At 54.8% G+C, this 19,512-nt stretch carries 13 protein-coding genes, 2 tRNA genes and 1 pseudogene; 11 read left to right on the top strand and 5 right to left on the bottom strand.

Features of this window, described 5'->3' with window-relative positions; all coding sequences use genetic code 11:
* The first annotated feature begins 42 nt into the window (after positions 1-42).
* The 6 genes from dnaA (at position 43) to pdxS (ending at position 8,811) form a co-directional block, all read left to right on the top strand.
* Complete coding sequence (gene dnaA, locus L9H78_RS00005; protein ID WP_430622756.1) at positions 43-1,749, top strand: chromosomal replication initiator protein DnaA; 1,707 nt, start codon at positions 43-45, stop codon at positions 1,747-1,749.
* 706 nt (positions 1,750-2,455) lie between these two features.
* Positions 2,456-3,643 carry a DNA polymerase III subunit beta gene (dnaN, locus tag L9H78_RS00010; protein WP_249617976.1) on the top strand — a complete coding sequence of 396 codons (1,188 nt, stop codon included), beginning with the start codon at positions 2,456-2,458 and terminating at the stop codon, positions 3,641-3,643.
* Entirely contained in the window at positions 3,643-4,977 is a 1,335-nt protein-coding gene (recF, locus tag L9H78_RS00015; protein WP_249617977.1) for a DNA replication/repair protein RecF, read from the top strand. The genes dnaN and recF overlap by 1 nt, the downstream gene beginning before the upstream one ends.
* Complete coding sequence (locus L9H78_RS10570) at positions 4,974-5,669, top strand: DciA family protein (RefSeq protein ID WP_347276365.1); 696 nt, start codon at positions 4,974-4,976, stop codon at positions 5,667-5,669. Before recF ends, L9H78_RS10570 begins: the two co-directional genes overlap by 4 nt.
* A gap of 133 nt (positions 5,670-5,802) precedes the next feature.
* On the top strand, positions 5,803-7,830 hold the full coding sequence (gyrB, locus tag L9H78_RS00025) for a DNA topoisomerase (ATP-hydrolyzing) subunit B (RefSeq protein WP_021353182.1): 2,028 nt from the start codon (positions 5,803-5,805) through the stop codon (positions 7,828-7,830).
* 90 nt (positions 7,831-7,920) lie between these two features.
* A complete protein-coding gene (gene pdxS / locus L9H78_RS00030; RefSeq protein ID WP_249617978.1) occupies positions 7,921-8,811 on the top strand; it encodes a pyridoxal 5'-phosphate synthase lyase subunit PdxS in 891 nt (296 codons plus the stop codon).
* A 14-nt stretch (positions 8,812-8,825) separates the two neighbouring features.
* Here the strand turns inward: pdxS and L9H78_RS00035 are convergent, their stop codons facing one another.
* On the bottom strand, positions 8,826-10,475 hold the full coding sequence (locus L9H78_RS00035; RefSeq protein ID WP_249617979.1) for an ATP-binding protein: 1,650 nt from the start codon (positions 10,473-10,475) through the stop codon (positions 8,826-8,828).
* 275 nt (positions 10,476-10,750) lie between these two features.
* On the opposite strand from L9H78_RS00035, the gene gyrA reads away from it, so the two are divergent.
* The 4 genes from gyrA to L9H78_RS00055 all read left to right on the top strand — a co-directional run bounded on the left by gyrA (position 10,751) and on the right by L9H78_RS00055 (position 13,951).
* On the top strand, positions 10,751-13,357 hold the full coding sequence (gyrA, locus tag L9H78_RS00040; protein WP_249617980.1) for a DNA gyrase subunit A: 2,607 nt from the start codon (positions 10,751-10,753) through the stop codon (positions 13,355-13,357).
* Positions 13,358-13,361: 4 nt separating this feature from the next.
* Positions 13,362-13,712: a DUF3566 domain-containing protein gene (locus L9H78_RS00045; RefSeq protein ID WP_249617981.1), complete on the top strand. Its 351-nt coding sequence runs from the start codon at positions 13,362-13,364 to the stop codon at positions 13,710-13,712.
* A gap of 79 nt (positions 13,713-13,791) precedes the next feature.
* Positions 13,792-13,865: transfer RNA gene (locus L9H78_RS00050), tRNA-Ile, on the top strand.
* Between the two features lie 13 nt (positions 13,866-13,878).
* Positions 13,879-13,951: transfer RNA gene (locus L9H78_RS00055), tRNA-Ala, on the top strand.
* A 123-nt stretch (positions 13,952-14,074) separates the two neighbouring features.
* Here the strand turns inward: L9H78_RS00055 and L9H78_RS00060 are convergent.
* The 3 genes and pseudogenes from L9H78_RS00060 to cmtR all read right to left on the bottom strand — a co-directional run bounded on the left by L9H78_RS00060 (position 14,075) and on the right by cmtR (position 16,631).
* Positions 14,075-15,249, bottom strand: a pseudogene (locus L9H78_RS00060) (IS1249 family transposase).
* Positions 15,250-15,674: 425 nt separating this feature from the next.
* Positions 15,675-16,271 (bottom strand): cadmium resistance transporter, encoded by a 597-nt coding sequence (locus tag L9H78_RS00065; RefSeq protein ID WP_249617982.1) that lies wholly within the window; start codon positions 16,269-16,271, stop codon positions 15,675-15,677.
* A complete protein-coding gene (cmtR, locus tag L9H78_RS00070; protein WP_249617983.1) occupies positions 16,272-16,631 on the bottom strand; it encodes a Cd(II)/Pb(II)-sensing metalloregulatory transcriptional regulator CmtR in 360 nt (119 codons plus the stop codon).
* A gap of 443 nt (positions 16,632-17,074) precedes the next feature.
* Here cmtR and L9H78_RS00075 point away from each other — a divergent pair, with 443 nt between their 5' ends.
* A complete protein-coding gene (locus tag L9H78_RS00075) occupies positions 17,075-18,301 on the top strand; it encodes an ATP-binding protein (RefSeq protein ID WP_249617984.1) in 1,227 nt (408 codons plus the stop codon).
* 59 nt (positions 18,302-18,360) lie between these two features.
* On the opposite strand, the gene L9H78_RS00080 is transcribed toward L9H78_RS00075, so the two are convergent.
* Positions 18,361-19,503 carry a glycosyltransferase family 4 protein gene (locus tag L9H78_RS00080; RefSeq protein ID WP_249620070.1) on the bottom strand — a complete coding sequence of 381 codons (1,143 nt, stop codon included), beginning with the start codon at positions 19,501-19,503 and terminating at the stop codon, positions 18,361-18,363.
* Positions 19,504-19,512: the final 9 nt, after the last annotated feature.

A 19,512-nucleotide genomic window follows, 5' to 3' on the forward strand; every position in this document is an offset into this window, starting at 1 on the left:
GTGGCAGACGATGCGTCCACGCTCGCAGAAAATTGGCAGAAGATGGTCGATGACCTCCTCTATATCTCTGACCAACCGGATTCTGATGTACCGTCTTTCACTCACCAACAGCGTGCCCATCTGCAGCGCGCCCGACCAATCACCATGGTCAATAGCTACGCGCTACTGACCGTTCCGAACGAAAATGTCAAGGCGACGATTGAAAATGATTTAGGCCCGCACATCGTGCGTATCCTGAATCATTACCTAGGCAAATCTTGTTCATTGGCGGTGTCTATCGCCGCGCCACAAGACGACGAATGGCAGTCCTCGCATTCTCCAGCTCAAGCCAGCCGGGATTACGAACCGCGATACACGTCTCGCTACAGCCCGCGAGAAGAGTCACCAGTATCCGCAGAACGCAATGAGCCTGGAGCATCCCACCCCGCAGCCAGCCAACCGGGAACGCAATCTTCTTCCACTTCACGTTCTAGTGCTCCGCGACGAACACCGCGTAATCATCACGACTCGCAAATCGAAATCGGGTTTAGCGACCACCAGCCTAGCGCTGCCCCTCGAGAAGCCAATCCGCCCCGGGCAGCAGCCAGTCTCGATGAACTAGCACAGGTGTACCAGCAACAACAGGCACAGAAAGCTGGCGCCACAGACACCGGCCAGCCCGATTCTGCCCGCCGTCTACACCGCGAAGCTCCTGCACATGATCCCAACCAGGAACAATCACTCAACCCCAAATACACATTCGAAAACTTCGTTATCGGTTCGTCGAATCGCTTCGCCAACGGTGCCGCCGTCGCGGTGGCGGAAAATCCAGCACGTGCCTATAACCCGCTGTTCATTTGGGGCGGATCCGGTTTGGGAAAAACACACCTCTTGCATGCAGCAGGTAATTACGCCCAAGTGCTGCAACCAAAACTGAGAGTAAAGTATGTGTCTTCGGAGGAATTCACCAACGACTACATCAATTCTTTGCGCGATGACCGGCAGGAATCTTTCAAACGCCGCTATCGCAACTTAGATATCTTGATGGTTGACGATATCCAATTCTTAGAAGGTAAAGAGTCTACTCAAGAAGAATTTTTCCATACTTTCAATGCGCTGCACCAAGCTGATAAGCAAATCATTTTGTCCTCCGACCGCCCGCCGAAGCAGCTAACCACCCTGGAAGATCGCTTGCGTACCCGCTTCGAAGGCGGATTAATTACTGATGTGCAGCCACCTGATCTGGAAACACGCATCGCGATTTTGATGAAGAAAGCTTCCGCCGACGGCACCGACGTCGACAGGGAGGTACTGGAATTTATTGCTTCTCAATTCGAGTCTTCGATTCGCGAATTAGAAGGCGCGCTGATTCGCGTTTCTGCATATTCTTCGCTAATCAACGAGCCGATCGATATGAAGCTTGCAGAAATCGCGCTGCACGATATCCTTCCAGATACAGCAAACCTGGAAATCACTATGTCCACGATCATGGAAGTGACTGCAGAGTATTTCAATATCGAGTTCAAGGCACTGACCGGTGCCGGCAAGACCCGGGCGATTGCACATGCCCGTCAGCTCGCGATGTATTTGTGCCGCGAATTAACCGATAACTCTTTGCCCAAGATTGGCGAAGCCTTCGGCGGTAAAGATCACACCACCGTGATGTATGCGGATCGGAAGATCCGGAAAGAAATGACCGAGAATCGGAATACCTACGATGAAATTCAACAGCTGACCCAAATTATTAAGACACGAGGTCGCGTTTCTTAAGCTTCGTGTTCGGCTGACACTGCAGCTGTCCCAGCTCGATACCCCACCAGGTCCTTGGATTGTCCAGGGCCTGGTTTTCTTTATCCACAAGGTTCTCCACACCTGTGTAATTACACGTTTGTAATTTACATTTTTTGTAACCCAGGCCATAAATACTGGCTGTGAAAGAATTCTGAGCTGTGTGAATCCACTGGTGGAAGAATTGTGGAAAAATCGGTCCAGGTTGTGGAAAAACAGAATTACACGAGAGTTATCCACAATTGCACCGTTTTATCCACAAGAACTACACACCCATAAACACAATCTGAAAAACAGCTTTGAGCTTTACTGATGACCGATTATTCACAGATATAACAAGGCTTATTGCTACTACTATCTTTTTAACTTGGAAATCTATTAAGAGAAAGTGGGTGTGAAGGAACGGAAGAATTTTTGTTTCGCACCGAAAAATAAACAAAGGACAGCTCGCTCATGGGAGGTAATTACAACGATGTAACCCCGGAATCCCGGGTGCGCTTTTGAATACGAACCATGTAATTCAGATAGCTAATTTAGCTAACCCTAAATGACAAGAATTCCCCGAAAAGGCCGTTTTCTGCTACTGGAAAAGTGTTAGGATTTCGGGTAACTTCGGATATTTCTGCAACCAGAACTCCCGTAACCAGAATTCGCAAATTACAACTTCTAAAGAGAGCTTGATACCAACATGGATTCCTCCGCAGTATCGTTCCGTGTTGCCAAGGAAGACTTGGCAGACGCCGTCGCTTGGGTAGCTAAGAATCTGCCTTCCAAAGCGACTCAGCCTGTCTTGCGCGCGATGCTGATTACCGCTGATGAATCTGGCTTGGAGCTCTCTGGCTTTGACTACGAAGTTTCCACCAAGATCAAGCTCCCCGCAGAAGTGGAGACCGAAGGCACTATTGCAGTTGCGGGTAAATTGCTAGCAGATATCGTCGCTAGCTTGGCCAACAAACCAGTTGAACTGAAAGTCAATGATTCCACCGCGTTGGTGCGTTGTGGTTCTTCCCGCTTCGAGCTACCTCTGATTCCGCTGGATGATTACCCACAACTGCCGGAACTACCACAAGTTACCGGCAGCCTGAACCCATCGCTATTTACCGATGCCGTTACGCAAGTTGCTTCTGCAGCCGGCCGTGATGACACCTTGCCGATGCTCACTGGCGTGCACTTCGCCATTAACGGCTCAGATATTAAACTTGCTGCTACAGACCGTTTCCGTTTGGCTATTCGCCAACTGAATTGGGACCCGGTTAGCGAAAACGTCTCGGCTAAATTGCTGGTACCAGCAAAGACTTTGCAAGAAAATGCGCGAAGCCTAGACACTAGTTTGGATCAGCCCGTACAAATCGCTGTGGGAGCTGGCGATAATGTCGGTGCTGAAGGCCTATTTGGCTTGCACTCGCACAACCGCGAAACCACCACTCGCATGCTAGATGCGGAATTTCCGAATATTGAGCCACTATTGCCGAAAACCCATAGCTGTGTTGCTAGCGTCGATATTGCTCCACTACAAGAAGCGATTCGTCGCGTCTCGTTGTTGACCGAACGAAACGCTCAGGTACGCATGGAGTTTTCTGAGGACCAGGTTATTTTGTCTGCGGGTGGTGCAGAATCTGGCCATGCAGAAGAAGCAGTACCGTGCGGATTCTCCGGTCGTGATGAGTTAATCATCGCGTTCAATCCGGGATACCTGAAAGATGGTTTGTCCGTTGTACGCACCGAGAAGGTCTTTTTCGGATTTACTGAATCGTCTCGTCCTGCCATCTTGTTGCCGCAGCCGGAGCACATGCCGGAAGCCAACGAAGACGGCCAATTCCCGAGCCCACAGTCTGATTTCACTTACCTTCTGATGCCGGTTCGTTTGCCTGGGTAATGTATCTCCAAAACCTGCAGCTCCGTGATTTCCGCTCTTGGCCGGAATTCTCCCTGCGGTTTGCGCCGGGAATCAGCGTGTTCGTCGGCCGCAATGGCTACGGTAAAACCAATATTGTCGAAGCCATTGGCTATCTTGCGCACCTCGGCTCACACCGGGTAGCAACCGATGCGCCGTTGATCCGCATTGGCCAAGATAATGCACGGATATCCGCCAGCATTATTAATCAAGGTCGCGAGCTCACTGCGCACTTATTGGTCAAATCTAGTGGTAGCAATAGTGCGCAGATAAACCGAACTCGGTTGAAAACACCCCGGGAACTGCTTGGGGTAGCAAAGACCGTGCTGTTTTCTCCGGAAGATTTGGCTCTATTACGTGGCGAGCCAGGGGAGCGCCGCCGCTATCTCGATAGGATGCTGGCTAGTAGAACCCCACGAATTGCCGGCGTGAAGGCTGATTACGACAAAGTCTTGCGTCAGCGAAATGCACTGCTGAAGTCAGCTAGTGCGGCATTGAAGCGTGGTTATCGAGACGATGATTCCGCATCTGCCTTAGCAACCTTGGATGCCTGGGACAATCGCTTGGCTGGATTAGGTGCACAGCTAATTGCTGCGCGTATCGAGTTGGTTGATGAGCTAAAAATTCAGGTTCGTAAGGCCTATGAGGCTATCGCTCCAGAATCTCGCCCAGCAGATGTCTCTTATAATTCCACCCTGGATACCGTGGTAGAAAACGGTAATTCTGGGGTGGCTGCTGGTTCTGGGAATTCGACAGCGATGCCGCCTCGTCGCATCACCGACGAGTATTACCGGGATGAGCACGGTCACGTGCAAGTCGAACTCATCGAGGCTGCCATGCTGGGAGCATTAGGCAATGCACGGAACAAAGAGATTGAGCGCGGTGTTAGCCTCGTCGGCCCGCACCGTGATGACATGGAAGCACTACTTGGTGCTAATCCGGCGAAAGGTTTTGCTTCGCATGGTGAGACCTGGTCTTATGCCATTGCGTTGCGCTGGGCAGAATTTGAGATTTTGCGGCAATCAGGCACGGATCCGATCCTGATTCTGGATGATGTGTTTGCGGAACTGGATGTGAAGCGCCGTCGGCACTTGGTCAAGCTCGCGAGCTCTGTGGAACAGGTGCTGATTACCGCTGCGGTGGAAGAAGATATTCCCGAGGAACTAGAACCGAATTCTGTAGTTCGCATCGGTGTCCACGATTCTATGAGCACCAGTGGTGAGTATTCACGTGTGTCCTTTATCGACACCAGCCAGAATGAGCGATGTGCTGGTGCCGAAGGCACACCCCAGCCTGGCGACGGTGGATCACGATGAGTGCTTCTGCCGATAATTCAGCAGGCAGCCAGTCACAGAATCAGTCACAAAAACTGCCATCTCACCAGTCAAAGCCACAGCTACAGCCACAGCTACCAAGCCAGCCTCGTGATCTTGTCGACGCCACCTTTGCCGCCGTCCGGGAAGCTGCTGCACAACGCGGATTCGCACCACCACTGGGCACTTCACAGACGGGTGCACAAAGTTATCTGCGCCGCCGTCGGCAAGCGCGGGCGCACCAGGAACGTAATGCCCAGAACACTCCTGGCTCCCTCAGTGCGCTGAATTGGCAGAAATACCGGCAATCCGGGCCAGATGGCAGGCGTCCGCGCAGACAATTGAATTTGCCGTCGGCGGGTGCGGTGCTGAACAAAGAAATTACCTCCCGAGGTTGGGAGAAAAACCTGGCCTCTGGGTGGGTGACCGGGCACTGGGAGCAGCTGGTGGGTGAGAAGATCGCGCAGCACACCAAGGTAGAGATGGTGAAAGACACCGCGTTATTTATCAGTTGTGACTCCACCGCGTGGGCGACGAATTTGCGGTATATGCAGCGGGAGATTCTGCGCTCGATCCGCGAGAAAGCTGGACCGGACGTGATCACTGAGTTGAAGATCTTTGGCCCGCAGGCACCGAATTGGCGTAAGGGCAAGCTACACGTGAAAGGTCGCGGTCCACGCGATACGTACGGATAAACCACTGATAAGCAGCTGTGGCTCTGACATGCGACCGTGCGGTGTGCCTGCGGCTTAGCTCCACCCGGGCGGGGTGTCTGGGGTGTAAGATTGGAATGTCGAAGATTTCCTCTTTAAGGAGTGCTAGTTTCACGTGGCTAACGCGCAACCGAATTATGACGCTTCATCAATTACCATCCTGGAGGGCTTGGAAGCCGTCCGTAAGCGCCCCGGTATGTATATCGGTTCTACCGGCGTGCGTGGCTTGCACCACCTAATTTGGGAGGTTGTTGATAACTCGGTCGATGAGGCCATGGCGGGCTATGCCTCCAAGGTGGAGGTGCGTTTGCTTGCCGACGGCGGCGTGCAGGTTACTGACGACGGCCGTGGTATCCCGGTCTCGATGCACGCCTCGGGGGCACCAACGGTGCAGGTTGTGATGACGCAGCTGCATGCCGGCGGTAAGTTCGACTCGGATTCTTATGCGGTTTCGGGTGGTCTGCACGGCGTGGGTATTTCCGTCGTCAATGCTTTGTCGACGCGCGTGGAAGCCGCGATTAAGCGCGATGGCAAGCACTGGTACCAGAATTTTGAGCGCGCGGTGCCGGAAGAACTCGTTGAGGGCGGAAATGCCCGCGGCACTGGTACGACGGTGCGTTTTTGGCCGGATCCGGAGATTTTCGAGACTGTCAAATTTGATTTCGACACCATCAAGCGCCGCCTGCAGGAAATGGCTTTCTTGAACAAGGGTTTGTCCATCACGCTTGTCGACGAGCGCGTGACGGCCGAGGATCTGAAGTTGGAGGCACTCGCGGAAGAAGGCGAGACTGCCAGCTCTTTCGATGATCCGGACCCGGAAGACAAAGCTGCGCTCAGCGATAAAGAAGCCGTCAAGAAGATTGAATTCTGCTACCCGAATGGCCTGGTCGATTACGTTGACTATCTGAACCGCACGAAAACCTCGATCCACCCGACGATCATTAGTTTTGAAGCCAAGGGCGAGGACCACGAGGTAGAAATCGCGCTGCAGTGGAACAGTGGTTATAACCAATCCGTGCATACTTTTGCCAACACGATTAATACGCACGAGGGTGGTACGCACGAAGAAGGCTTCCGTGCTGCGTTAACCACGCAGATGAACAACTATGCGAAAACGCATAAGTTGATGAAGGAAAAAGACGGCAAGCTTACTGGTGATGACTGCCGCGAGGGCTTATCGGCCATTATTTCCGCGAAGGTCGGTGACCCCCAGTTCGAAGGCCAGACGAAGACTAAGCTGGGTAACACAGAGATTCGCTCCTTCGTGCAGCGTTCCGTCAATGAACACCTTGCGGATTGGTTTGATGCCAACCCGGCAGAGGCTAAAGCCATCATGAACAAGGCGGTGGCTTCTGCACAGGCACGCGTGGCGGCTCGTCGTGCGCGTGAGTTGGTGCGTCGGAAATCAGCCACTGACCTGGGTGGTTTGCCAGGTAAGTTGGCAGATTGCCGTTCCAAGGATCCGAAGGTTTCCGAGCTGTTCATCGTGGAGGGTGACTCCGCAGGTGGCTCCGCGAAGGCTGGGCGCGAGTCGCTGTACCAGGCGATTTTGCCGTTGCGCGGCAAGATTTTGAACGTCGAAAAGTCCCGCATGGATAAGGTGCTGAAGAACAACGAGGTGCAGGCGATTATCACCGCGTTGGGCACCGGTATCCATGAGGAATTCGATATCAAGAAGCTGCGCTACGACAAGATCGTGTTGATGGCCGACGCCGACGTCGATGGCCAGCACATTGCCACGCTGCTGCTGACGCTGCTGTTCCGCTTCATGCCGGAGCTCGTCGAGAATGGGCACGTTTACTTGGCGAACCCGCCGTTGTACAAGCTGAAATGGTCGAAGGGTGAGCCTGGCTACGCCTTCAGTGACCGTGAGCGCGATGCCCAGCTGAAAGAAGGCTTTGCACAGAACCGCAAGATCAACATGGACGACGGTATCCAGCGGTACAAAGGTCTGGGCGAGATGAACGCGAAAGAGCTGTGGGAAACCACGCTGGACCCAACCACTCGTATTTTGCGTCGCGTGGACCTGGAGGATGCACAAAAGGCCGACGAGCTGTTTTCTATTCTTATGGGTGATGACGTTTCTGCACGTCGTAGCTTCATTACACGTCGTGCCAAGGATGTTCGCTTCCTCGACGTCTAATCGCCCGGCGTTGGGGGCTAGGATTGGACGCGCCCAATATTTTGTGCGTTATAAGTCATATTCTTAGCCTGACCGAAAGGAAAACTCGTTTTGAGTAATGCCAATGGTTCCGCAGCCCGCGTGAAGCGCGGTTTGTCTGAGCAATTTTTTGGTGGCGTCATCATGGACGTCGTTACCCCGGAACAAGCTCGCATCGCCGAGGCTGCTGGTGCTTCAGCCGTGATGGCTCTGGAGCGCGTGCCTGCTGATATTCGCGCCCAGGGCGGTGTTGCCCGCATGTCGGATCCGGATATGATCACCGAGATCATCGAAGCCGTCGACATCCCAGTTATGGCCAAGGCCCGCATCGGCCACTTCGTTGAGGCACAGGTGTTGCAGTCGCTGGGTATCGATTACGTCGACGAGTCTGAGGTATTGACCCCAGCTGACTACGCTCACCACATCGACAAATTCGCTTTCGACGTGCCATTCGTCTGCGGTGCCACCAACTTGGGTGAGGCGCTGCGTCGTATCAACGAGGGCGCTGCCATGGTGCGTTCGAAGGGTGAAGCCGGCACTGGTGATGTGTCCAACGCCGTGACCCACATCCGGAGCATCCGCGCGGAGATCAACCGTTTGTCTTCCATGTCGAAGGACGAGTTGTTCGTTGCTGCCAAGGAGCTGCAGGCACCGTATGAGCTGGTGCTTGAGGTTGCTGAGACCGGTAACCTGCCGGTTGGTTTGTTGGTTGCCGGTGGTGTGTCCACCCCAGCTGATGCTGCGATGATGATGCAGCTCGGTGCCGACGGCGTGTTCGTCGGATCGGGCATTTTCAAGTCCGGTAACCCGGAGGCGCGTGCGAAGGCTATTGTGCGTGCGGTTAAGAACTACGACGACGCCAAGGTTATCGCTGAGGTTTCGCGTGGTTTGGGCGAGGCCATGGTTGGCATCAACGTCGATGAGTTGCCAGTATCTCACCGTTTGGCAGAGCGCGGCTGGTAAACCCTGCTAGGGGGCTAGCCACGCTTGCCAAGTTGGTAGGTGGTTGCTTTCTTACCTTGCCCGCCCTTGCGCACAATAATTTTGTGTTCGAGCAGCGGGCTCAGCCCATAGCGAACTTGGGAATTACTCAGCCCAGATTCTGCTACTAATTGATGAAAACTGAATTCGGCAGTGTGATTCGGCGTTGGTGCTGACGCTGTTTGTGGTGTTACTGGTGTTGGAGGTGCTGCGAGATTGCGTGCGGCACTCAGGATGCGCGGGACGTTTTTTCCGAGGCTCCGCAGGTAGTGGTCATCAGATACTTGAATACCGTTGCCTAACGAAGCTAACGAAGCATTGTCTTCTAGCTCTGCGCCGTTATTTGGAGCAGTTTTGGGGGCTGGAGTCTCCATTGGAGCATCGCCTGAAGTGTGACCCTGCTTGGGGAAGAAGAAAATGACAGTAACTTTGACTCCGGTGTTGATGATCTTTGGCTGTGGCAAGCCTGCCGATTCGCAGAGTTCAAACATGGCGTTAACGCCACCACCTTCACCTTCGATAATCCGATTTCCATCTGTGTCGGTGAGTAATTTTGCTAGGCGGTACAGGTGCTGATTGACTTCGATGCGCCGAAAATCCGCACTGTATAGTTGCGCGACTGTCAGGTTCTTCAACCCGCCTGGGCTAGTGATAATTAAGCGATCCGGGGTAATACGCACGTCAATGGCTTTGCCAGCTTCGACTGTATTTGGGCCGAGATCACGGTGAATCAGTGCGTTGGCGACAGCTTCCCGGATTGCTGCCAGCGGGATGACGGGAACACTGCGCATATGCCCGGATTCCTGATAGGTCTGTGTTTGCGGAATATTGGCTTCGACCCAGTCCATGGTTTGGTTCAGCAGTGCTGGAACCGGGCCATAGAACGTGGCTAGGTTGCGGGTGCGCCGTGGACGTTCGGTTTCGGGCAACCGAACCGCGACGGTAATCGCTAATGATGGCAAAGGACCTTGCGGGAAATGTCCGAGTGCGTAAAAACCAGCGATTGATAAAACGTCACCGTTAGTGACCACGAGGTTACGAAGGAGCGTGGCTTCTGGAATCTCGCGTAATCGAGCGATACTCGCCCGGGCGGTGCGTAAAAATTGCTGGTGTAGGTCGCCGTCAAGATCTTCAATGGTGGTATCTGGAACAGGCCGGCGGTCATAGAGTTCTTCTTGCTCGGCATGCAGCTTCGCAACCTCGATCATGCGCAATTCGGAAGCCGGAATTTCATATTCACCATCTGCTTGCCGTAAATAGGCTTTGCCTTGATACATAGCTGGGCGATCCAGAATATTGAGGCCATGCACGCGCGCTAGGACGAGGTTTTTGCCTTGCAGGGTTACAACAGTGGTTCTGATAAACGGTGGCGGGGTAATCGAATTGTGTGCTTGGCTGACGAGAGCTTGTTCTAACTCCGCTGGTTTGTCCACACCAAGCACGGAAAAATTCTGGTTTTCGGCAACACCTAAGATGATCAGCCCGCCTTCCGGCATATTGGCGAAGGCAGCAGTGGTTTCGGCTAGGTTTTCGGGAAGCCCGCCTTGAGCAGCTTTGACTTCTACATTTGTAGTGTCGCCGCCGTAAGTGCGAAAAGTATCTAACCAAACTTGTAATTCTTCGGGTGTGGGAAAATCAGTGTTCATGGCGTTTTTTCTTGGGTAATTGTGAAGATTTTGACTCTTAGACTAACACTTTTCCAACTATCACTCTCAAATTTCTACCGCAGACTGTGAAAATTTATCGCAGAGTGTCACGAAACTGCCCCGAAAATTGCCACTTAGACTGTCAGAGTGTGAAAGTTTCACAGTTTGGTTACAAGTCTCGCGGTTAATTGTCACAGTGGCAGTCATATTCGCACCTGCCGCAGAGGGGTTGCGCACCGTCGTTCTGGACGCGTTAGGCGCTAGACTGGGAGGTTATGAGTGACGATAACCAAGGCGGTTTGTTAGATCGCATTGAGCCGATAGATATCTCCGCGGAGATGGAGTCGAGTTATATCGACTACGCCATGTCCGTGATCGTGGGCCGTGCGTTGCCAGATGTGCGTGACGGGCTGAAGCCTGTGCACCGGCGTGTGTTGTACGCGATGTATGACAACGGTTACCGGCCGGAGCGCAGTTATGTGAAATCCTCGAAGCCGGTCTCGGACACGATGGGTGATTATCACCCGCATGGCGATAGCGCTATTTATGACACGTTGGTGCGTATGGCCCAGCCGTGGTCGATGCGTTATCCGCTTGTCGACGGCCAGGGTAACTTCGGCTCGCCGGGTAATGATGGCCCGGCGGCGATGCGTTATACAGAGTCGAAGCTGATGCCTTTGGCGATGGAAATGACCCGGGATATCCGGGAAAACACCGTCGATTATCAGCCGAACTACGACGGCAAGACCACGGAGCCGACGGTGCTGCCGTCGCGGGTGCCGAACCTGTTGATGAATGGTTCCGGTGGTATTGCCGTCGGTATGGCCACTAATATTCCGCCGCACAACCTGAATGAGCTGGCGGAAGCCATTTACTGGTTGCTGGATAACCCGGATGCGGGCGAGGAAGAAACCCTGGAAGCCTGTATGGAGCGGGTATCTGGGCCGGATTTCCCTACCGGCGGCATGATTGTCGGCACCAGCGGCATCAAGGATGCCTATACCACCGGCCGTGGTTCCATCCGTATGCGTGGTGTGTCCAGCATCGAGGAAAACGGCAGCCGTCAAACCATCGTGATTACCGAGTTGCCGTATCAGGTCAACCCGGACACCATGGTGGCCAATATCGCCGAGCAGGTTGCAAACGGCAAGCTGGCCGGCATTTCGAATATTGACGATGAGTCTTCTGACCGCGTCGGCATGCGCATCGTGGTCACTCTAAAGCGTGATGCCGTCGCCCGCGTGGTGCTGAACAACTTGTACAAGCACTCGCAGTTGCAGACTTCTTTCGGTGCCAACATGCTGTCCATCGTCGATGGTGTGCCGCGTACGCTGCGTCTGGATCAGATGCTGCGTTACTACGTCACCCACCAGATCGAAGTTATTGTTCGGCGTACGCAATACCGCCTGGCGGAAGCCGAAAAACGTGCGCACATTTTGCGTGGCCTGGTCAAGGCCTTGAACATGCTCGACGAGGTCATTGCGTTGATCCGCCGGAGCCGTTCGGTCGAAGCCTCCCGTGAGGGTCTGAAGGATCTGCTGGGCGTCGACGACGAGCAAGCCGAGGCCATTCTGGCGATGCAGCTGCGCCGCCTGGCTGCCCTGGAACGCCAGAAGATCATCGACGAGTTGGAAGAAATCCAGACCGTTATCGATGACCTAAAAGACATCCTGGATCGCGAGGAGCGCCAGCGCGAGATCGTGGCGACCGAGCTGAAGGAAATCGTCGACAAGCATGGCGACGAGCGTCGCACCGAGATCGTGGCCGCGCACGGTGAGGTTTCTGATGAGGATCTGATCGTCCGCGAAAACGTGGTTGTGACCATCACCGCTACTGGTTATGCCAAGCGCACGAAGGTCGACACCTACAAGTCGCAAAAGCGCGGCGGCAAGGGTGTGCGCGGTGCGGAGTTGAAGCAGGATGACGTCGTCAAGAACTTCTTTGTGTGTTCGACGCACGACTGGATTTTGTTCTTCACCAACTTTGGTCGCGTTTACCGTCTGAAGGCCTACGAGCTGCCGGAAGCCGGTCGTACCGCGCGGGGGCAGCATGTGGCGAACTTGCTGGAATTCCAGCCGGAAGAGCGCATTGCTCAGGTCATTCAGCTGCAGTCCTACACCGATGCGCCGTACCTGGTGCTGGCTACCAAGCAGGGCCGAGTGAAGAAGTCGCATCTGACGGATTATGAGTCGGCGCGTTCAGCTGGCCTGATCGCGATCAACCTCAATGAGGGGGATGCGCTGATTGGTGCTTGCCTGGCGGGCGATGAGGATGATCTGTTGCTGACCTCCGAGCAGGGCCAGTCCATCCGCTTTACTGCTGACGATGATCAATTGCGGCCGATGGGTCGTGCGACCGCCGGTGTGAAGGGCATGCGCTTTAAGGGTGATGACCAGCTGCTGGCGATGTCCGTGGTGCACGATGGCGAGTACCTGTTGGTGGCTACCAGCGGCGGTTACGGCAAGCGCACCGCGATTGAGGAATACAGCACCCAGGGCCGTGGTGGCATGGGCGTAATGACGTTCAAGTACACCCCGAAGCGCGGCAAGCTGATTGGCGCGATTGCGGTGAACGAGGACGATGAAATCTTCGCTATCACCTCTGCCGGTGGCGTCGTGCGTACTGAGGCCGGGCAGATCCGTCCGTCCTCGCGTGCCACGATGGGCGTGCGGCTGGTGAATCTTGCCGACGACGTCGAGCTGTTGGCTATCGACAAGAACGTCGAGAGCGAAGGCGTGGAAGAAGCCCAGGCTGTTGCCAAGGGAGAGAAGACCATCGACGAAGTGCAGGAAGCGCAAGTTCAGGAAGGCCAGTCGAAGGCTGAGGCTGAAGCTGAGGCTGGAGCTAAAGCTGACGGCGACGTAAAGGCCGAAGAGGAGTAGCACTATGGGAAGAAACATCGCGATTACTCGAATCTCGCCGCTATCTGCCTTTCGGGTGGGCCTGGCGGTGTCTCTGGTGGGCCTGGTGGCCTGGCTGATCGCTGTGACGGTGGTGTACTTCGTGATGGCCACGTTTGGCGTCTGGGAGTACATCAACGGCTTCATGGACGGTCTGGGGGCTGGCATGCTCATTGACTACGGTTTGGTGCTGTCTCTGTCGGCTCTGGTGGGTGCTGTGGCGGCTATCTTGGCGACGGTCCTGGCTCCGCTGTTTGCGCTCATCTACAACGCTGTAGCGGCGTTGTTTGGTGGTATCCAAGTGGATCTACAACAGATCGTGGAAGTCGACGAATAAGCTACAAAAAATGCCACCTGAACTGGCGATTTGTGTGTATCTAAGATACGTATTAAAGTACATAATCGTTCCGCACACAGGGTCTATAGCTCAGTCGGTTAGAGCGCATCGCTGATAACGATGAGGTCGCAGGTTCGATTCCTGCTAGACCCACAGGCGGAAACATGGGGCATTAGCTCAATTGGTAGAGCATCTGCTTTGCAAGCAGAAGGTCAGGAGTTCGATTCTCCTATGCTCCACAGCGCCCATTTACCCCCGGTTGTGATGACCGGGGGTTTTGCTTTATGGGTTAAACGCCAAAAGCGGGATAGGGATAGGGTTAAGTAGCAAAAAGTGTGTCTGATCGGCGTGTCGCCAATTCCCTAGATCTGGCCTTTCCGGATACCGATTGAGTGTGTGTATTCAACATCGATACCCTGGTCGTAGAGGGCTGGTCGTCCTGTTTGCTGGTCGGCTTCGTTCTCGTTGTGGGGCGTGGTGTTGACTTTGGCGAGTGCATCGCGCCCCCAGTTTTGTTGTTTGGCTATTTCGATAGGTGGTGTGGGGTTTTCGGTGTGCAGGTAGAGCCACCATTCGAGCATTCGTCGTTGTCGCTCGCCTGATCTGCCGCGGTGGAGCCTCTGGTCAGTAGTTTCAGTTGCGCGTTGATTGACCCTTCTAGGCTGTTGGTAGTTGATGCCCATTGGTAGTTGTTGGTTGTTGGTGTTTGTGGTGGCTGGAGAAAGCTAAATAGCCATTGTTGCTGGTAGAGATGTTTGAGGCTGTTGTAGGCCTTGCGCACGGATAGATGTGTGTATTCGCGCTTGCCGGTTGTGATGCTGAGTGTTTTTTCATCCATCCATGTGCGGTAGACGGTGTCGAATTGTTGCAGGTGGGCGGTCCATTGTGCGGCTTGGTCAATTGTGGTTATGCGTGTGAGGTTGAGGGCTAGTTTGTAGAGTGTTTTGCCGGCATCGGTGCGTGGTCGGGAGGTGAGATGTCTGCGCACGACGCGTTGGGCATGGACTAGGCATCGTTGGATGCGGGTTGTTGGCCAGGTTTGTTTGATGGCGTAATAGGCACCGCGGCCACCATCGAGTACCACCATGACAGGTGCTTGTAGGGGTTCGAGAAGTTGTTGGTAGGCCGCGGTTGTTTCGTGGTGTGCCCATACCCAATTGACAACGTGGTTGCGTGTGGCAGCGATAAGAAGGCATCCGGCGCCGGTGTAGGTTCCATCGATAAAGATTTGGTCGTAGATGCGGGCTGTGTCGATGTCGTGGGGGATATCGATGAACCAGAAGGTGTTGAAGCGTCGTTCCAGGCTGCGTCGGCTTATGTTGTGGTCAGCAGCGGTTTCGGTTATTGAGGCGTTGCCGCAGATGCAGCTAATGAAGGTGTTGAAGTCTGCGGATAGTTGGCGGTCTGGACGTGTTTTTGTTGTGGATGCCCCGCAGGTTGGTGAGGTGCAACGCCATCGGGTTGTGCCTTTGGTTGTTGTGCCGTTTTTCTTCATTGTCCCAGTGCATACGGGGCATCGTGGTCTGTTTTTCTTCATGCGTTAAGGCAACACGCATGCTTAGCACAGATTCTGCATTGGATCGTGGATTGAGCGTTTTCGGGGCGTTTATATCGTTGTGGGGATTATAAATGCGTTGTTTTTATGTCTTTATCTGCGTCAATCCCGCCGATACGGACACGTTTTTTGTCGTATAACCCCCAAAAGCATATGGCAGCCTCGACGCCATGATCGACAAGACACGATACGACCCGGCGACCGCCTCAACGCGTGCTCGACTTAATGGCGCATCCCCCAGGATGTCCGCAATCCGTTCGCCCATCTCAGCATCTCACTGGAATTTCTGTCGCCCTAGCGTGGTCGAGCCCCTGCGGCAACGGTTTTTCACAACTTCATGGGCGGTTCAGTTGACGCCGGTGAGGAAACCTAGAGAGGCCCTGACGGGGCACGGGGGGATGAGCTTATTAAAGGCCGAAGGCACCGCCGCTGACGAGGATGAAGATACCCAGGCCAATCAAAACGATCGGGAACAGCACATGCTCCCAGCGTTCGAGAACCTCCGCGATCGGTGGACGGGTGGCCACGAACTTCGCCAACAGGACCAGGCCCGCCACCAGGATCAGAAAGACGACGCAGTAGATGATAATGGTGGCGGTATCCACGTTGAGAAAAACCGGGACATAGACGCCGATATTGTCGCCACCGTTGGCAAAGGTCACCCCGGCGACGATCAAGGCGCTTATGTTCTTTCCGCTGACTTTCGCGTCATCGTCGTCGTCATCGTTTCCCTGCCAGGCTTGCCAGGCCGCCCACAGCCCCAGGGCCAGGGGGATCAGCCCGAAGTAGGGGATCGCCTCGGTGGGCAGGAAGGCATCCGCCCCCAGGGTGACCAGGATCGTGGCTGCGAGGATGCCCGCGAAACCAAGGTACTGCCCGGCCAGTATCCGAAGTGTGGTCCCTGTTTTGCCGGCCCCACGGGCGAAGAACAGCGAGAGCACGATGATGTCGTCGATATTGGTGGCGATAAACAGACCAACCGCCCCCAGGAGATCAGTTACCACTTACCTGTTCCCTTCTCCGGTGGTGCACCCGGGCACGTCACATGCCGAGTCAATACATGGGGCATTCTCGTCGGCAGCCAGAGTGGTATCCAGCAGTGAGTTCAGCGCCTGGACAAGATGGGCGTTGACGATCTCGTAGCGGGTCTTCCGCCCCTGCGGTTCGGCGACCACAATTCCGCAGTCCCGTAGGCAAGTGAGGTGGTTCGACACATTTGACCGCGTCAGTTCCAGCTCCCGGGCGAGAGCGGCCGGATAGGTCGGGCCGCTCAGCAGGCTCAGGAGAATACGGGATCGGGTGGGGTCTGCCATCGCCCGACCCAATCGGTTCATCACGTCCAAGCGCGAAGAAATAGTCAGCATGCACTGAACTATACAGCTGTTGCTGAACTGTCGCCACGAGGGGCGAACGTCGGCCCGGCGGTGTTGTGTTTCTGTGCCTGTTTCCGCGCGGCTTTAGTGTCTTCCCCTTTCGTGTTTGTGCGGTTGTTGAATCTGAAGTGCCCTGGGTTTTGTTCCTAGGCATTTGCCTTAATTTCCATTAATTCTCGAGCTGGTTGTTGGCTGCAAAACTCTGCTTCAACCTCTATTGGCGTGCGGTAGTCAAGGTTCTGATGAAGCATGGCGTCGTTCCACCAATCCACCGGTATCGCGATAAACAATGTTTCACGTGAAACATGGACTCAATTACGCGCGAATTCAGACACGAGTTCCTCAAAGTGTCGGTTAGAATCGCCTCAAACTGTCGGATAAAATGACCTCAAAGTGTCGGTTAGAATCGCCTCAAACTGTCGGATGGTGAAATAGTGGTGTTGTCTCAGGACTATATTCCGCGGATAGCGGATGTTTTTGTGGAGCAGTCGTTGCGGCGCACTGGAGCCTTGTTGATTGAGGGGCCGAAGGGTTGTGGCAAGACTGCGACCGCCCGTCACCATGCCGAGAGCGAAATCAAAGTAGACATCGATCCTGATGTGGAGATTTCAATGGGGGTAGATCCGGCTCTTGTATTGCAAGGGCCGACGCCGAGAGTTTTGGACGAATGGCAGGCACAACCAAAATTATGGGACGTAGTACGCCACGAAATTGATGGGCGTGGGCAGCCTGGACAATTTATTTTGACAGGATCAACCGCCCCAGCCGAAGCGGTGCAAGGCCATTCTGGAGCCGGAAGATTCTCTCGCTTAACAATGCATACCATGACACTGGCAGAATCAGGAGAATCCACTGGACAAGCTTCACTGCTCAACATGGTGAAGGGCGAGGCACCGCGCGTCGGCAAGACGGAACTAACTATCCACGATCTTGCGGAAAGGATTTGCCGAGGCGGGTGGCCAGGCTTTTTGCGTCTCAGTGTTGCGGATGCACAAGCAAACCTTCGTGATTATGTACGGACCATCGTGGAGCTCGACATTTCCACACCGGACAAGGTGAAGCGTAACCCAGCTCGGGTTCTGCGGATAATGCGATCTCTGGCTCGTGGGATCGGAACTGAAATGTCGACGACTGCAATCGCCACAGATGCCGAATTGCACCGAGAAACTGCGATTGACTACTTAGATTCTCTCGAGCGTATTTTCATCAGCCAAGACCAACCGGCGTGGTCACAATCCCTGCGCTCACGTACCCCGCTACGCAAAGCAGCCAAACGGCACTTTGCAGACCCAGCGTTAGCAGTTGCTGCGCTACAAAAACAGCCGGACGATCTATTACACGACTTTGAATTTTTCGGTCAGCTTTTTGAATCGCTGGTTGTTCATGAATTACGCGCGCTGACGAACGAGCCGGTCTATCACGCTCGCCTCGGGGATGGCACCGAAGTTGATGCGATTACGACGCTTGCTGGGCGAACAGTGCTCGTGGAGATCAAACTCGGGCACCATCCCAATGTGGTCGACGGTGCGGCGGCGAGTCTGCAGAAATTCGCCGCGGTGATGCCTGAGCCCGCTGAATTGCTGGTCGTGACCGGCGGTGGAATGTCATACCGTCGGCCTGATGGCGTAAACGTCATCGCCATTGGTGCACTTGGCCGTTAAGTGGCCGTTAAGTTGCTGCTCAGTGGCCGTTCAGCGGCCGTTCAGCGGGAAACGCCGCTTTACACTTCTCGCAGTTCCTGTTTCAGCCGCGCACCCAGCAAATCCCAGTTCCAATTCTTGACGACGTGCTCCCTGCCCGCAGCACCCATCTCTGAGCGCAGCTGGGCGTCGGCAAGCAAGCCTTGTAGGCCGCGCACAATGCTGCTCACCCGGTGCCCGTTGACTACCACGCCGGTCTCGTCGGTGATGGTTTCCGGCGCGCCCCCGGAGCTTCCGGCGACCACCGGAATGCCGCACGCCTGCGCTTCCAAATACACGATGCCGAGCCCCTCCACGGACAGTCCTCCCGCGCGAGTGCGGGCTGGCATCGCGAACACATCCGCGGCAGCCAACGCATTGTTAACGCGCACCTGGTTCTGCTGATAATCCGTGTTGTTCAGCAACAGAGCATCGGGAGCGTATTTCTCTCGCAGCCTTTCCAGGCGCCGATACGAACGCCCACGGCCCACCAAAATCAACTGCACATCCGGAAACTGCCGACGCAGTACTGGAAACGCGCGCAACAGCTTGTCCTGGCCTTTACGCGGCACAAAACGCGAAATGCACACGATCGTCGGCGCGGACGCGGCAATGCTAAAGGCTTGCTTCGCCTCCACTTGCCGCTGTGGGCTCGCCACCCCGAAATTATCCGCGTTGACCCCGGAAGGCAGATGCACCCACCGCGGGCGGTTACCGAAGGGTTTTTCCAGGCGACGGCGCGTGTAGGACGAGATATACGTCAGCACGTCAGAGTTATTGCCGATCACGCGCAGCGCCTGGCGTGCCCCCGGGATCATGGACCAGCCGACCTCATGGCCGTGCGTGGTGGAAATGACCTTCTTGGCGCCAGCCTGTTTTGCGGTCTTTGCCAACAAGGCCAGGGGAGCGGCCGCACCAAACCACACGGTGTCGATGTCGTGGGTGCGGATGATTTCGCGGAGTTTCTTTGCCGAACGCGGCGTCGGCAGTAACAGGCGGTGTGGCCAGCGAATCACGGGATAATCCAGCTGCGCATCGTAGTTCTCGCAGGCAGCTTTATCCCGTGTGGGCGCAAAAACGATGATCTCGTTGGGGTCCAGCAGGGAAACAAAATCCCGTAGATATGATTCAATCCCCCCGATTACCGGAGGGAAATCATTGGTGACCAGCAGTGTTTTCGGCATAGTCGGTGG

Origin of the sequence: Corynebacterium pseudodiphtheriticum (genome assembly GCF_023509295.1) — a bacterium.
GTDB lineage: Bacteria > Actinomycetota > Actinomycetes > Mycobacteriales > Mycobacteriaceae > Corynebacterium > Corynebacterium pseudodiphtheriticum.

Bases quoted from the DNA above. Each gene is read 5' to 3' on its own strand.
- dnaA (WP_430622756.1), top strand. From the start codon at position 43: ATGGTCGATGACCTCCTCTATATCTCTGACCAACCGGATTCTGATGTA.
- dnaN (WP_249617976.1), top strand. From the start codon at position 2,456: ATGGATTCCTCCGCAGTATCGTTCCGTGTTGCCAAGGAAGACTTGGCA.
- recF (WP_249617977.1), top strand. From the start codon at position 3,643: ATGTATCTCCAAAACCTGCAGCTCCGTGATTTCCGCTCTTGGCCGGAA.
- L9H78_RS10570 (WP_347276365.1), top strand. From the start codon at position 4,974: ATGAGTGCTTCTGCCGATAATTCAGCAGGCAGCCAGTCACAGAATCAG.
- L9H78_RS00035 (WP_249617979.1), bottom strand. From the start codon at position 10,475: ATGAACACTGATTTTCCCACACCCGAAGAATTACAAGTTTGGTTAGAT.
- gyrA (WP_249617980.1), top strand. From the start codon at position 10,751: ATGAGTGACGATAACCAAGGCGGTTTGTTAGATCGCATTGAGCCGATA.
- L9H78_RS00045 (WP_249617981.1), top strand. From the start codon at position 13,362: ATGGGAAGAAACATCGCGATTACTCGAATCTCGCCGCTATCTGCCTTT.
- cmtR (WP_249617983.1), bottom strand. From the start codon at position 16,631: ATGCTGACTATTTCTTCGCGCTTGGACGTGATGAACCGATTGGGTCGG.
- L9H78_RS00080 (WP_249620070.1), bottom strand. From the start codon at position 19,503: ATGCCGAAAACACTGCTGGTCACCAATGATTTCCCTCCGGTAATCGGG.